A 14,410-nucleotide genomic window follows, 5' to 3' on the forward strand; every position below is an offset into this window, starting at 1 on the left:
GTCTCCCAGGGACGGGGTGGGTTGAGGGGGAGGGGCGGGACTGACGGGCAGGGGGTCAGCGCGAGGTGTCGAAGACCTCGTCGCGGGTGGCCGCGAGCGCGCTCTCCAACGCGCCCTGCAGCACGGGGTGTTCATGGACGTCGCCGACCACGAGCCGGGGCCGGGAGGCGGCCAGCTCCTCCAGCTCGGCCTGCACGAGGGCGCGCAGCACCTCGCCCCCGCTGGTGAGCGAGCTGCCGCTGAGGACGACGAGCTCCGGGTCGAGGACGGAGACGAGCGAGGCGAGACCGGTGGCCAGCCGGGTCGCGTACGTCCGCAGCAGCTGCCGGTGCGGTTCGTCGTCGCTCTCGGCGGCGCGGGCGACGAGAGCGGCCCCGGCCTCGGCGTACGGCCCTGCCGGGATGTCCTCGATGCCGAGGCCGCGGGCCAGCTCGGGGATGGCCTGCGAACCGGCCAGCTCCTGGTAGCCGCCGCTGTTGGCCTTCGTCACCTGCCGGACCAGGGGCACGCCCGGTACCGGCAGGAACCCGACCTCGCCGGCACCGCCGGTCCAGCCGCGGTGCAGCCGGCCGCCGAGGACGAGGGCGGCGCCGAGGCCCCCCTCGTTCCACAGCAGCACGAAGTCCTCGTGTCCGCGGGCCGCGCCCAGGCGCTGTTCGGCGACGGCGGCGAGGTTGACGTCGTTCTCGTACTCCACCGGCACCGGCAGGGCGGCGGCGAGCTCGTCGAGCAGGTTCGGGGCGTGCCAGCCCGGCAGGTGGGAGGCGTAGCGCAGCCGGCCGGTGTTCGGGTCGAAGGCGCCGGGGGTGCCGATGACCAGGCGGTGGACGTCGGCGCGGGCGAGCCCCGCGGCCTTCACGGCGCCGTCGAGGGCGTCGGTGACCTGCCGTACGACGGGCTGGGCGGGCCGCCTGCCGGGGGTGGCGAGTTCGTAGGAGCCCACCGTGCGGCCGGTGATGTCGGCGACGGCCGCGATGATGCGCTCGGGGGTGACGTCGAGCCCGGCGGCGTACGCGGCGGCCGGGTTGACCTCGTACAGCTGGGCGTTGGGGCCGGGCCGCCCCTCGGTGGTGCCGGTGGCGAGGACGAGTCCGGCCGCTTCGAGGCGGGCGAGCAGCTGGGAGGCGGTGGGCTTGGACAGGCCGGTGAGCTTGCCGATGCGGGTGCGGGAGAGTGGGCCGTGCTCCAGGAGGAGGTCCAGTGCGGCGCGGTCGTTCATGGCGCGCAGGACGCGCGGGGTGCCCGGCGTGCCGGCCGTTCCTGCCATGGGGCGCCACCTGCCTTTCGACTGCCCAAGCTTCTCATTGATCACTGTTAGGAAAGTTTCCTATTGGCGAGAGGAACGTAAGCCCAGGGCGAAGCGGGCGTCAAGAGAAACCGCCCGCGAGGCAACGGACTCGTTACCTCGCGGGCGGTGCGGAATGCCGGGCCGGGCGGGCCCCTACCTCAGCGGCGGCCGCTGCTGCGTGATCGGGGTGGCCGCGGCCGCCTGCGGGGACTCCGAGTTGGCGTAGGCCGACGGCGCCGCGACGACGGCCGTCGGGTCCGGCAGCTCCTCCTCCGGCACGGCCGTCGCCCCGCCCACGATGCGGATGTCCGCCGCGTCGAAGGCACGCTTGATGCGCCAGCGCAGCTCGCGCTCCACCGTCAGCGACTTGCCGGGCATCGTCCGCGCGGAGACGTGCACCACCATCGAGTCCAGCAGCACGCTGTCCAGGCCGAGGACCTCGATCGGGCTCCACAGGAGCTCGTTCCAGGGCTCCTCCGCGCTCATCTTCTCGGTGACCTCGTCCAGGGTGGCCTTCATCCTGTCCAGGTCCTCGGACGCCTTCACGGTCACGTCGACGCCGGCCGTGGCCCAGCCCTGGGAGAGGTTGCCGATGCGCTTGACCTCGCCGTTGCGGACGTACCAGATCTCGCCGCCGTCGCCGCGCAGCTTGGTCACGCGCAGGCCGACCTCGATCACCTCGCCGGAGGCGACGCCCGCGTCGATCGTGTCGCCGACGCCGTACTGGTCCTCCAGGATCATGAAGACGCCGGAGAGGAAGTCCGTGACGAGGTTGCGGGCGCCGAAACCGATCGCCACGCCCGCCACACCGGCGGAGGCGAGCAGCGGCGCCAGGTTGATCTGGAAGGCGCCCAGGATCATCAGGGCCGCGGTACCCAGGATCACGAAGGACGCGACCGAGCGCAGCACCGAGCCGATGGCCTGGGAGCGCTGGCGGCGGCGCTCGTTGTTGACCAGCAGCCCGCCGAGCGCCGTGCCCTCCGCGGCCTGCGCGGTGCGGGCCATGCGGTCGATCAGCTTGGTGATCGCCCGCTTCACTACCGCTCTGAGGACCATGGCGATCACCAGGATCAGCAGGACCCTGAGGCCGATCGCGAGCCATGTCGACCAGTTCTGTTCGACCCAGCCGGCGGCGTTGGTCGCGCTCTCCTGGGCGTCCTGGAGCGTGGGGACCACCGGAGTCGCCGAACCCGAGGGGGTCGGTGACGGCGACGGACCGGCGGCCGGCAGGGCGGCGGGCAAGAACACGGGCGGAACCTCCAGGTGCAGCGGTCCGCCCCACCGGCAGGCGGTCAAGGTCACGAAAAGGTCACCGGCGGGGCAGGTCAACCACACTATCGGGGCATCGTGTGTGGATCCGCGCCGTCTTTCGGGGAGAGACGGTGCTCACGTGGGGATGAACAGGTGGGATGAACCGATTGCCGTCCTGGGGATGAATGAGATGTGGTCGAAAACACTCCCAGCCCGTTACCGGCACATGGTGGCGCGTCCACCAGGCCAGAGGGGAGACTGACTGCAGATCGTCCCGGCGCGAGCCACGCGCCGCCGGCGTACAAGGAGGCATCCGTGCCGCATGTCCTGGTCCTCAACGCGTCGTACGAGCCACTCGGCGTCGTACCGCTCCGCCGCGCGCTCGTACTGGTCCTCGAGAACAAGGCCGTGTGCCTCGAGGAGTCCGGCGCCTTCATGCACAGCGCAACCGTCACCGTCCCCGCTCCCAGCGTGGTCCGGCTCAAGCGATTCGTCCGGGTGCCCTACCGGGGGCCCGTTCCGCTCACCCGGCGGGCGCTCTTCGCGCGCGACGGGGGCCGGTGCATGTACTGCGGTGGCGTCGCAACCAGCGTCGACCACGTCATCCCGCGCAGCCGCGGGGGCAAGCACGCCTGGGACAACGTGGTGGCGTCCTGCCGCCGCTGCAACCACGTGAAGGCCGACCGCCATCTGTTCGAGATCGGCTGGCGGCTGCGCCACAAACCGGCTCCACCCACCGGCCTGGCCTGGCGCATCATCGGCACCGGCCATAGGGACCCGCGCTGGCTGCCCTACTTGCAGCCGTTCGGCGCGGACGACGCCATGGCCCGGATCGACGGCATATCCGCCTGACGGTCCGGGCTTTCGCATACCTGAACGCAGGATCCCGCACGGCCCGGCGTTCGGTCCCGGGGTGCCCCGCGCTCCCCGGGACCGCCAAGTTTGGAACCAGGGGCGCGGGAAAGCGCAGGATTTCCGGCGCGGAATGTGATGAGGGGCACGATGTTCCTCCGTGGACGTCTGCCGTCGCGACGACGGGGTAGGGCTGCCGTAACCGTCCAGGCGTCGTACTCGAAAAGGAGGCCCCCGTGGCCGCATCGGCACAGCTTCTGCTCTCGGCCCTTTCCAAACGTGACGAGTTCGCCGACTACGAACCGCACCTGTACGCATCCGGCTCGGAGGGCACCTGCGTCGAGGCCCCGCTGACCAGCGAGCCGCCCCTGCCCGACGCCGAACCCCTCACCAGCGAGCCGCCCCTCGCCGACGCCACCCCCCTGACCAGCGAGGCAGTGGGCCTGGAGCCGGAGACCACGAGGTTCTAGATGACAGCAGCGGCCGAACCGCCCGCCGGACCCCAGTCCGGACCGCCCTCCGAGGACCTGTCCCGGCTCGCCGCGCTGCACGGCGTCGCCACCTCCTACAGCCCTTCCCCGGACCGCACGGTCGCGGCCTCGGCCACCGCCGTCACCCTCGCCCTCGCCGCCCTCGGCGTCGACGCCTCCACCCCCGAGGCGGTCAGCGCCGCGCTCGCCGCCCGTGAGCAGGAGCTGGGCGAACGGCTTCTGCCCCCGACCGTGGTCCTGTGGAGCGGCGGCACGTCCCCCGCGCTCGCGGCCCTGGCGACCGGCACCCGGCTGCACATCGAGACCGAGCAGGGCGAGACGCAGACCGGGACCGACCAACTCCCGCCGGGCGTCCACCGGTTGACGGCCACCGCGCCCGACGGACGCACCGCCGAGGCCCATCTCGTCGTCGCCCCGCCCCGGCTGACCACGTCCACAGCCCGCTCCTACGGCCTGCTCGTCCAGCTCTACTCCCTGTTCTCCCGGCGCTCCTGGGGCATGGGCGACCTCGGTGACCTGGCCGAGCTCGGCGCCTGGGCCGGGCGTGCGCTCGGCGCGGGCTTCGTCCAGGTCAACCCGCTGCACGCGGCCGTACCGGGAGCCCCCACCGACCCCTCGCCCTACCGCCCCTCCTCCCGCCGCTTCCCCGACCCGGTGCACCTGCGCGTCGAGGACATCCCCGAGTACGCCTACGTGGAGGACGGCGAGCGCCTGCGGACGCTGCGCGGACGCGCCGCCGGACTGCGCGCGTCGGTGCTGGAGAAGGGGGCGCTGATCGACCGGGACGCGGTGTGGGCGCTCAAGCGCGAGGCGCTGGAGCTGATCCGCGAGGTGGAGCTCGGGCCCGGCAGACGCGCCGCCTACGTCGACTTCCTCGCCGAACAGGGCCAGGCCCTGGAGGACCACGCCACCTGGTACGCGCTGGCCGAGGTGCACGGCTCCGACTGGAGCCGCTGGCCGGAGGAGCTGCGCGACCCCCGCTCGGCCGGAACCGCGCGCGCACGGGGCCAGTTGATGGACCGCGTGGACTTCTACTCCCGGCTGGCCTGGCTCACCGACGCCCAGCTCACCGAGGCGCAGCGCACCGCGCGCGAGGCCGGGATGCCGGTCGGCATCGTGCACGACCTCGCGGTCGGGGTGCACCCGCAGGGCGCCGACGCCTGGGCGCAGCAGGAGTACTTCGCCGCCGGCATGTCGGTGGGCGCCCCACCGGACGCCTTCAACGCCCGCGGCCAGGACTGGGGTTTGCCGCCCTGGCGCCCGGACCGCCTCGCCGAGTCCGGCTACGCGCCCTACCGCCGTCTGCTGCGGGCCCTGTTCCGCTACGCGGGCGCCCTGCGCATCGACCACGTCATGGGCCTGTTCCGGCTCTGGTGGGTGCCCCAGGGCCACCCGCCCACCGAGGGCACCTACGTCCGCTACGACGCCGAGGCCATGCTCGCGATCCTCGTCCTGGAGGCCTCGCGGGCCGGGGCGCTCGTCATCGGCGAGGACCTCGGCACGGTCGAGCCGGGTGTGCGCGAATCGCTGCGCGAGCGCGGGGTGCTCGGTACGTCGGTGCTGTGGTTCGAGCGGGACTGGGAGGGCGACGGGCGCCCGCTGCCGCCCGAGCGCTGGCGCGCCGACTGCCTGGCCACCGCCACCACCCACGACCTGCCCTCCACCGCGGCCCGGCTGACCGGCGAGCACGTCGAACTGCGCCACCGCCTGGGCCTGCTCACCCGCCCGCTGGAGGAGGAGCGCGCCGAGGCGGCGGCCGACACCGGCGAGTGGCTGACCCTGCTCACCCGCCTCGGCCTGCTGCACGGGACGGGGGGCGGCCACGCCGCCTCGGAGGAGGAGGCCGAGATCCAGGCCGTCCACCGCTTCCTCCTGCACACTCCGTCCCGCATGCTCGGCGTCTGGCTCCCCGACACGGTCGGCGACCGCCGCCCGCAGAACCTGCCGGGTACCTGGGACCAGTACCCGAACTGGCGGCTGCCGGTGGCGGATGCGGAGGGGTGTCCGGTGACCTTGGAGGAACTGGCCCGCTCGCCGCGTCTGCACGCGCTGATCGAGGTGTTGCGGGCGGAGGGTGAGGGGTAGGGCGGGGTCCGTCTGGTACACGGCACCTCCTGCGCACCCCGTCCCGCATGCTCGGCGTCTGGCTCCCCGACACGGTCGGCGACCGCCGCCCGCAGAACCTGCCGGGTACCTGGGACCAGTACCCGAACTGGCGGCTGCCGGTGGCGGATGCGGAGGGGTGTCCGGTGACCTTGGAGGAACTGGCCGGCTCCCCGCGCCTGCACGCGCTGATCGACGTGCTGCGGGCGGAGGAGGGGTAGGGCGGGGTCCCGTACGGCACCCCGGGCGCGCGGCCCACACCGGCGTTGGCTATTTTTGGTGGCGTGGACAAGAAGAACGCCCTGCGCGCCGGCGCCCTGGCTGCCGGTACGACGCTGATGATGCTGCTCATGTCGTCCCCCGCGCTCGCGCTCACGCGCGACGACGGCGACGACCCCGGCAACGGCCTGAGCGTCATCCAGACGCTGGGCCTCTACGTCCTGATCCCGCTCGCCCTGTTCGCGGTCATCGCGGGCCTGGTGTTCGTCCTGGACAAGTCCCACGACAGGCGGGACGACACCACCTCCAACGTCGACGTGAAGGCCTGAGGCTCAAGGCTCAAGGCCTAGGTTTCAAGTCCCGAGCGGGGACTCCTACCGCGGTCGTGGCGGCTGCCGCCGCCATCGCCGCCCCCCACGACCGGAGCGCCTCACGGCTCCCGCGCCGTCAGATACCGCTGCAGCGTCGGCGCCAGCCACGCCACGATCTCCTCGCGGCTCAGCGCCACAGTCGGCGGGAACCGCAGCACATAGCGCGTGAGCGCCAGCCCGAGCAGCTGCGCGGCGGCGAGCGCGGCCCGCGCGGGCGCCTGCCCCGGGTCGGGGCACGCCGCCCGCGCGACCGGGATCAGCTGGTCCCGGAAGACCGACTGCATCCGTTCGGCCCCTGACCCGTTGGTCACGCCGACCCGCAACAGCGCCGTCAGCACCTCGTTCTCCTCCCACATGCCGAGGAAGTGCGCCACGAGCGCCCTGCCGATCTCGTGCGGAGGCAGCGCCCCCACCTCCGGCATGGACAGGTCGATCGCGACCGCCGCCGCGAACAGCCCCTCCTTGTTGCCGTAGTACCGCATGACCATGGACGGATCGATGTCCGCGTCCTTGGCGATCGCGCGGATCGTGGCCCGCTCGTACCCGTCCGTCGCGAAGCGCTCGCGGGCCGCGGCGAGGATGGCGTCCCGGGTGACGTCCGAACGCCGGCGGGCTCCGCCGCCGGAACCCGTGCTGCTGCTGTTGCTGACCTTCACACCCACAAGCGTAGGCCAACATCTGTTGGCCTACAAGTGTTGACTTCCCTGTATTGCCGGGTCTAGCGTGGTCAACGCACGTTGGCAAACACTCGTAGGCAAACAAGCGTTGACCAGTGGAGGTCGTCATGCGGACTCAGCACTCGGTGATCGTCGTAGGCGCGGGCCCCGCGGGTCTGCTGCTGGCCGGGGACCTGGCCGCGGCCGGCGTGCCCGTCACGCTCGTCGAGAAGCGCCCGCACAAGACCAGCAACCTCTCCCGCGCCTTCGTCCTGCACGCCCGCACCCTGGAGCAGCTCGACGCCCGCGGTCTCGCCGACGGCCTGGAAGCGGTCGGCCGCCCCCTCGACAGCCTGCGGCTCTTCGGACGCCTCAGCATCGAGCTCGGCACGCTCCCCTCCCGCTTCAACCACCTCCTGGTCATCCCGCAGTACGAGGTGGAGAAGGCCCTGCAGCGCCGCGCCGTCGAGGCCGGGGTGGACTTCCGCTACGACACCGAGCTGACCGCACTGACCCAGGACGCGGACGGCGTGACCGTCGAGGTCCGCACGGCCGAGGGCGAGACGGAGAGCCTGCGGGCCGAGTACGTCGTCGGCACCGACGGCATGCGCAGTGCCGTGCGCGCGGCGATCGATCTCCCCTTCCCCGGCCACTCCGTCATCCGCTCCGTCGTCCTCGCGGACGTACGGCTGACCGAGGAGCCCGAGAACCTGCTGACGGTCAGCGCCGTCGGCGACGCCTTCGCCTTCCTCGCGCCCTTCGGCGACGGCTACTACCGTGTCATCGCCTGGAACCGCGCCCGCGACGTCGCCGACAGCGAGCCCCTCGACCTCGACGAGGTCAGGGAGGTCACCCGGCTCGCCCTCGGCCGCGACTACGGCATGCGCGACGCGCGCTGGATGTCCCGCTTCCACAGCGACGAACGCCAGGCGCCCGCCTACCGCGTGGGCCGCGTCTTCCTCGCCGGGGACGCCGCGCACGTCCACACCCCGGCCGGCGGCCAGGGCATGAACACCGGCCTGCAGGACTCGGCCAACCTCAGCTGGAAGCTGGCCGCCGTCATCCAGGGCCACGCGGACGCCGCCCTGCTGGACACCTACCAGGCCGAGCGGCACCCCGTGGGCAAGGCGGTGCTGCGCAGCAGCGGCGGCATCGTCCGGCTCGCGATGGCCAAGCGGCCCTGGACGCTGGCGCTGCGGGCGGCGCTGACCACCGTGCTCAACCGTGTCGGCCCGGCCCGCCGCAAGGCCGTCGGCGGCGTCACCGGCATCGGCTACCGCTACCCCGCCCCCCGCGGCGCCCACCGCCTGACCGGCACCCGCGTCGCCGACCTGCCCCTCGAGGGCGGCCGCCTCTACGAGGCCCTGCGCGGCGGCCGGTTCGTGCTGATCACCCCGAAGGCGTACGAGGACGGGGGCGCCCGCAAGGACCGGCTGGCCGTGGAGCACTGGATGAGCGACCGCCGTACGACCGTCCTGGTCCGCCCCGACGGATACGTGGCGTGGGCGGCGGACTCGGCGGACACCGCCAGGATCGACGAGGCGCTCGCGGCGCACGTGGGCTGAGACCGCGCACGCTGTCGCGGGCAGGGGCGCGTGGGGCTTTACGGCTCCACGCGCCCCTGTCCGCGATAGCGTCACAGGGCTCTCGCGTGACGCAGTGCCCGCACTTGTGGAGGTGCCCGTGGTCGCCCAGGTCTGTGCAAGCTGCGGCAAGCAGCTCCCCGCGCGTGCCGGCCGGTCGGGCCGCAGCTCCGTGTACTGCTCGGCCGCGTGCCGGCAGAAGGCGTACCGGGAGCGGCGGGGGACCGCCCCGAGCGGCGTGGAGGCGCTGATCGAGGAGATCGCGCAGCAGGTCGGGGACCTGACCCCGCAACCGCCCTCCGTCCTGTACTCCGGAGTGACCGACCTGTCGGCCTCGGTCGCCCGCCTGCGCCGCGTCGCCCGGATCGCCCGGGAGAGCGCGAAGGAGAGCGTGACCAAGACCGCGAAGGATTCCGTCACTGCGGCCTCCGTGACGAAACCCCCCGCCGCCCCCTCCCTCCTCACCGAGACCGACTTCGCCGCCCTCACCGAGTCGCACCGCCGTGAGATCCAGGTGCACTGCTACCGCATGACCGGTTCCTACGACGACGCCGAGGACCTGGTGCAGGAAACGTTCCTGCGGGCCTGGCGGGCCCGGGACGCCTTCGAGCGGCGGGCCGGCGCGCGCACCTGGCTGTACCGCATCGCCACCAACGCCTGCCTGGACTTCCAGCGCCGCACCGCCCGCCGCCCGCAGCGCTACGAGCCGGTCCCCGGTATGAACCACGGCACCGGCGAGGCACCCGACCGCATCACCTGGCTGCAGCCCTACCCCGACGACGAACTCCCGGCGGCCGAGGAGGACGGGCCGGACGTCGCCGCCGTCTCGCGCGAGACCCTGGAGCTGGTCTTCCTCGCCGCCCTCCAGCACCTACCGCCCCGCCAGCGGGCCGTGCTGATCCTGCGGGACGTGCTGGGCCTGACCGCCGCCGAGACCGCCGAGGCCCTCGGCCTGACCGTCGCCTCCGCCAACAGCGCCCTGCAGCGGGCCCGGCCCACCCTGCGCGACCGGCTGCCCGGACCGCGCGCCGACTGGAGCGCGGGGGAGCCGACCCAGGCCCAGCGGGCCGCTCTGCAGAGCTATATGACCGCCGCCGAGCGGCTCGACCTCGACGCGATGACCGACCTGCTCAGCAAGGACGTCCGGCTCACCATGCCGCCCAACCCGTTCTGGTTCACGGGCCGGGACGCCCTCGTCGACTTCCTGCGGCCCACCCTCGACCCCGCCTCGCCCATGTTCTTCGGGCACTGGCGCCACCTGCCCGCCCGCGCCAACGGCCAGTTGGCGGCCGGGGGTTACGTCCGCAGACCCGGTACGCACGTCCACCGGGCCCAGGTCCTGGACGTGCTCCGCTTCGACGCGGACGACCGGATCGTGGAGATCACCTCCTTCGAACCGCACCTCTTCCCGGCCTTCGGACTGCCGCTGAAGCTGTGACCGATGAGCGTCCGGGGTGCCGTGCGTCTGTATGACCGACCGACCCGCAGCACCCCTACCGAGGAGATCACCATGCAGCTCACCGACAAGACCGCGATCGTCTACGGCGCCGGCGGCTCGATCGGCGGTGCGGTGGCCCGCGCCTTCGCCGCCGAGGGCGCCCGCGTCCACCTGGTCGGCCGGACCCGTAAGACCCTCGAGGCGGTGGCCGCGGGCATCAAGGACGCCGAGATCGCGGTCGTCGACGCGCTCGACGAGGCGGCCGTGGAGGAGCACCTCGCCCGCGTCGGCGACGTCGACATCTCCTTCAACCTCGTCACCCGCGGCGATGTGCAGGGCGCCCCGCTGACCGAGATGCCCGTGGACGACTTCATGCGGCCCGTGATCAACGGCGCCCGCGCGAACTTCATCACCGCCCGCGGCGCCGCCCGCCGGATGGCCGAGCGCGGCTCCGGTGTCGTCCTCACCCTCAACAGCGGCTCCGCGCACGGCAGTCCGATGATGGGCGGCACCGGCCCCGCGGACGCCGCCGTCGACACCCTCGTCCGCAACCTCGCGGTGGAGTGTGGGCCGCGCGGGGTGCGTGCCGTGGGCCTGTGGGCGGCCGGGATCCCCGAGACGTTCAGCGTCGAGAAGCTCTCCGCGGTCAACCCGGCCATCGACGAGAACGCCGTCCAGGGCATCGTCGAGGGCCTCGCCGGGATGCGCATGACCCGCCGCAACCCCACCCTCGCCGACGTCGCCGCCACGGCCGTCTTCCTCGCCTCCGACCACGCGGCCGGCATCACCGGCACCTTCGTCAACGTCACCGGCGGCATGGTCCCGCGCTGACGGCGGCGACGGCGAAGGGCGCCCGGTGCGACACCGGACGCCCTTCGTGTGCGGAGCGGCGACTACGCCCGCGCGTCCGCGGCCTGCGCCCTGAGCGCACGCTCGATGCCCGAGCGGGACTCGGAGACCAGGCGGCGCAGGGCCGCGCCGGGCTCGGCGGAGGCCAGCCACGCGTCCGTCCGCTCCAGCGTCTCCTGCGAGACCTGGATCGCCGGGTAGAGGCCGACCGCGATCTGCTGGGCGATCTCGTGCGAACGGGACTCCCAGATGTCCTTGACCACCTCGAAGTACTTCTCGGTGTACGGAGCGAGCAGCTCGCGCTGGTCGGTCTGGACGAAGCCGCCGATGACGGCCTCCTGGACGGCGTTCGGCAGCTTGTCGGACTCCACGACCGACGCCCACACCTCCGCCTTCGCCTCCGCGGTCGGCCGGGCGGCGCGGGCACTGGCCGCGTGGCGCTCGCCGGCGGCGGTCCTGTCCAGTTCGTACTCGCCGGCGATCTCCGCCTCGTCCCAGCGGCCGACCGCGGCGAGCCGGTGCACGAACGCCCAGCGCAGCTCGGTGTCGACGGCCAGGCCCTCGACCGTCTGCGAACCGTCCAGCAGCGACTCCAGCAGGTCCAGCTGCTCCGGCGTGCGGGCCGTCGCCGTGAACGCCCGCGCCCAGGCCAGCTGGTGGTCGCTGCCCGGAGCGGCCGAGCGCAGGTGGGCCAGCGTGGCGTCGGTCCAGCGGGTGAGCAGGGCCTCGCGGGTGGCCGGGTCGGCGTACAGGTCGATCGCCAGCTTCACCTGGCGGTGCAGCGACTGCACCACACCGATGTCGGACTCCTTGCCGATGCCCGACAGGACCAGGGCGAGGTAGTCCCGGGTGGCGAGCTCCGCGTCCCGGGTCATGTCCCAGGCCGAGGCCCAGCACAGGGCGCGCGGGAGCGACGCCTCGAAGTCGCCGAGGTGCTCGGTGACGACGGCGAGGGACGCCTCGTCCAGCCGGACCTTCGCGTAGGACAGGTCGTCGTCGTTGAGCAGGATCACCGCCGGACGCGGCCGGCCGGCCAGCTGCGGCACGGCCGTCAGCTCGCCGTCGACGTCCAGCTCGATGCGGTCGCCGCGCACCAGCTTGCCGCTGTCGGCGTGGAGGTCGTACAGGCCCACGGCGATGCGGTGCGGGCGCAGCGTCGGCTCGCCCTTGGCGCCGACGGGCAGCGCGGGGGCCTCCTGGCGGATCGCGAAGGAGGTGATCACATTGTCGGCGTCTGTCTCGATCTCGGGCCGCAGGACGTTGATGCCCGCCGTCTGCAGCCACTTCTTCGACCAGGTCTTCAGGTCACGCCCCGAGGTCTCCTCCAGCGCGCCGAGCAGGTCGGACAGGCGCGTGTTGCCGAAGGCGTGGCGCTTGAAGTAGGCCTGCACGCCCGCGAAGAACGCGTCCATGCCGACGTAGGCGACGAGCTGCTTGAGGACCGAGGCGCCCTTGGCGTAGGTGATGCCGTCGAAGTTGACCAGGACGTCGTCCAGGTCGTTGATCTCGGCCATGATCGGGTGGGTGGAGGGCAGCTGGTCCTGCCGGTAGGCCCACGTCTTCATGGAGTTGGCGAACGTCGTCCAGGAGTGCGGCCAGCGCGAGTCGGGGGCGTGGGCCTGGCAGGCGATCGAGGTGTACGTGGCGAACGACTCGTTCAGCCACAGGTCGTTCCACCACTCCATGGTGACCAGGTCGCCGAACCACATGTGCGCCAGCTCGTGCAGGATCGTCTCCGCCCGCACCTCGTACGCCGCGTCGGTCACCTTGGACCGGAAGACGTACTGGTCTCGGATGGTGACCGCGCCCGCGTTCTCCATCGCGCCCGCGTTGAACTCCGGCACGAACAGCTGGTCGTACTTCTCGAAGGGGTACGCGTAGTCGAACTTCTCCTGGAACCAGTCGAAGCCCTGCCGGGTGACCTCGAAGATGGCGTCCGAGTCCAGGTACTCCGCGAGCGAGGGCCGGCAGTAGATGCCGAGCGGCACGCTCTGGCCGTTCTTCTCGTAGACGCTGTGCACCGAGTGGTACGGGCCGACGATCAGCGCGGTGATGTACGACGAGATCCGCGGGGTCGGCTCGAAGACCCAGGTGTCGTCCCGGGGCTCGGGCGTCGGGGAGTTGGAGACGACGGTCCAGCCGGGCGGCGCCTTCACGGTGAACTGGAAGGTGGCCTTCAGGTCGGGCTGCTCGAAGGAGGCGAAGACGCGGCGGGCGTCCGGGACCTCGAACTGGGTGTAGAGGTACGCCTGCTGGTCGACCGGGTCGACGAAGCGGTGCAGGCCCTCGCCGGTGTTGGTGTAGGCGCAGTCGGCGACGACGCGCAGGACGTTGCGGCCCTGCAGCAGACCGGGAAGGGCGATCCGGGAGTCCTTGAACAGCTCCGCGGCGTCGAGTGCGTCGCCGTTGAGCGTGACTTCGTGCACGGTCGGGGCGACCAGGTCGATGAACGACTCCGCGCCGGTTTCGGCCACGTCGAAGCGCACCGTGGTCACGGACCGGTAGGTGCCGCCCTCCTGTGCGCCGGAAAGGTCGAGATCGATCTCGTAGGAGTCAACGGTGAGCAGCTTCGCCCGCTGCTGTGCCTCTTCGCGGGTCAGGTTTGTGCCAGGCACCGGGTCATCTCCTCGTCATGTGTCGGTGGCGCCATCCTTCCACGTGATCGCGGACAGGGGGACGAGGGTTTTCCCGATGCCTTCCCCGGTCCGCGGCGCCGGACCGCCACGTCCGAATCCCGCCGGTCCCGCGGCCCCGCGCGCGCCAGCCTGGACCCATGACCACCTACACCGCACGACCCATCGCGCCGACCGTCCTCAAGGAACTGCGCACCACCGACGACGCGGGCCGCCCCATGGTCCCCGTGACCGACGACGAGGGCGGCGCCCCGCTGCGCTGCTGCCTGCGCCGCAGCGAGCCGGGCGAGCGGATCGCCCTCGTCTCCTACGCACCCCTGCGCCGCTGGGCCGCCGAGACCGGCGCCGAGCCGGGCGCCTACGACGAGCAGGGCCCCGTCTTCATCCACGCCGACGACTGCCCGGGCCCGAACCCCACAAACACCTACCCCTTCGCCGACGCCCACCGCACCGTCCGCCGCTACTCGGCCGACGGCCACATCCTGGGCGGCGAACTGGTCGCCGCCCCCGTCGCCGACCCCGCCTTCCAGAACGCCTTCGACGACCCGGCGGTGGCACTGGTCCACGTACGGGCGGTCGAGTACGGGTGTTTCCTCTACGAGGTCAGGAGGGGTTAGGTCTTTTGCGGGGCCGGGCGGGTCGGCGCTGGGCGGGCCAGGGGGCCGACGTTCCCACG

General features: G+C 72.6%; 12 protein-coding genes and 1 pseudogene. 9 read left to right on the forward strand and 4 right to left on the reverse strand.

All coding sequences use genetic code 11. The features are described from left to right. Positions 1-55: 55 nt before the first annotated feature. Both JYK17_RS33970 and JYK17_RS33975 read right to left on the reverse strand, forming a co-directional pair. A complete protein-coding gene (locus JYK17_RS33970) occupies positions 56-1,267 on the reverse strand; it encodes an ROK family transcriptional regulator (RefSeq protein ID WP_108014730.1) in 1,212 nt (403 codons plus the stop codon). Positions 1,268-1,441: 174 nt separating this feature from the next. Next, the gene (locus JYK17_RS33975) at positions 1,442-2,536 is read right to left on the reverse strand and encodes a mechanosensitive ion channel family protein (RefSeq protein ID WP_164932238.1); all 1,095 of its coding nucleotides are present in this window, start codon (positions 2,534-2,536) and stop codon (positions 1,442-1,444) included. 318 nt (positions 2,537-2,854) lie between these two features. On the opposite strand from JYK17_RS33975, the gene JYK17_RS33980 reads away from it, so the two are divergent. The 5 genes and pseudogenes from JYK17_RS33980 (at position 2,855) to JYK17_RS34000 (ending at position 6,533) form a co-directional block, all read left to right on the forward strand. Continuing rightward, the gene (locus JYK17_RS33980; RefSeq protein ID WP_108014728.1) at positions 2,855-3,391 is read left to right on the forward strand and encodes an HNH endonuclease; all 537 of its coding nucleotides are present in this window, start codon (positions 2,855-2,857) and stop codon (positions 3,389-3,391) included. Positions 3,392-3,627: 236 nt separating this feature from the next. Then, positions 3,628-3,861: a hypothetical protein gene (locus JYK17_RS33985; RefSeq protein ID WP_108014727.1), complete on the forward strand. Its 234-nt coding sequence runs from the start codon at positions 3,628-3,630 to the stop codon at positions 3,859-3,861. After that, entirely contained in the window at positions 3,862-5,967 is a 2,106-nt protein-coding gene (gene malQ / locus JYK17_RS33990) for a 4-alpha-glucanotransferase (RefSeq protein WP_222811881.1), read from the forward strand. Positions 5,968-5,987: 20 nt separating this feature from the next. Continuing rightward, positions 5,988-6,206, forward strand: a pseudogene (locus tag JYK17_RS33995) (hypothetical protein); the annotation flags it as partial. Between the two features lie 63 nt (positions 6,207-6,269). Further along, positions 6,270-6,533: a hypothetical protein gene (locus JYK17_RS34000; protein WP_108014725.1), complete on the forward strand. Its 264-nt coding sequence runs from the start codon at positions 6,270-6,272 to the stop codon at positions 6,531-6,533. Positions 6,534-6,634: 101 nt separating this feature from the next. Here the strand turns inward: JYK17_RS34000 and JYK17_RS34005 are convergent, their stop codons facing one another. Beyond that, positions 6,635-7,237 carry a TetR/AcrR family transcriptional regulator gene (locus tag JYK17_RS34005; protein WP_108014724.1) on the reverse strand — a complete coding sequence of 201 codons (603 nt, stop codon included), beginning with the start codon at positions 7,235-7,237 and terminating at the stop codon, positions 6,635-6,637. A gap of 122 nt (positions 7,238-7,359) precedes the next feature. On the opposite strand from JYK17_RS34005, the gene JYK17_RS34010 reads away from it, so the two are divergent. From JYK17_RS34010 to JYK17_RS34020, 3 genes are all read left to right on the forward strand, one after another. After that, positions 7,360-8,796, forward strand: a complete 1,437-nt coding sequence (locus tag JYK17_RS34010) for an FAD-dependent monooxygenase (RefSeq protein ID WP_108014723.1) — start codon at positions 7,360-7,362, stop codon at positions 8,794-8,796. 118 nt (positions 8,797-8,914) lie between these two features. Next, positions 8,915-10,252, forward strand: a complete 1,338-nt coding sequence (locus tag JYK17_RS34015) for a sigma-70 family RNA polymerase sigma factor (RefSeq protein WP_222811891.1) — start codon at positions 8,915-8,917, stop codon at positions 10,250-10,252. 72 nt (positions 10,253-10,324) lie between these two features. Then, the gene (locus tag JYK17_RS34020) at positions 10,325-11,083 is read left to right on the forward strand and encodes an SDR family NAD(P)-dependent oxidoreductase (RefSeq protein WP_128802902.1); all 759 of its coding nucleotides are present in this window, start codon (positions 10,325-10,327) and stop codon (positions 11,081-11,083) included. A 62-nt stretch (positions 11,084-11,145) separates the two neighbouring features. On the opposite strand, the gene pepN is transcribed toward JYK17_RS34020, so the two are convergent. After that, positions 11,146-13,716 (reverse strand): aminopeptidase N, encoded by a 2,571-nt coding sequence (gene pepN / locus JYK17_RS34025; RefSeq protein WP_222811882.1) that lies wholly within the window; start codon positions 13,714-13,716, stop codon positions 11,146-11,148. A 158-nt stretch (positions 13,717-13,874) separates the two neighbouring features. Between pepN and JYK17_RS34030 the strand changes: the two genes are divergently transcribed. Next, the gene (locus tag JYK17_RS34030; protein ID WP_222811883.1) at positions 13,875-14,351 is read left to right on the forward strand and encodes a DUF1203 domain-containing protein; all 477 of its coding nucleotides are present in this window, start codon (positions 13,875-13,877) and stop codon (positions 14,349-14,351) included. The last annotated feature ends 59 nt before the right edge of the window (positions 14,352-14,410 follow it).

The organism is Streptomyces plumbidurans (genome assembly GCF_019857225.1).
In the GTDB taxonomy this organism is placed as follows: domain Bacteria; phylum Actinomycetota; class Actinomycetes; order Streptomycetales; family Streptomycetaceae; genus Streptomyces; species Streptomyces plumbidurans.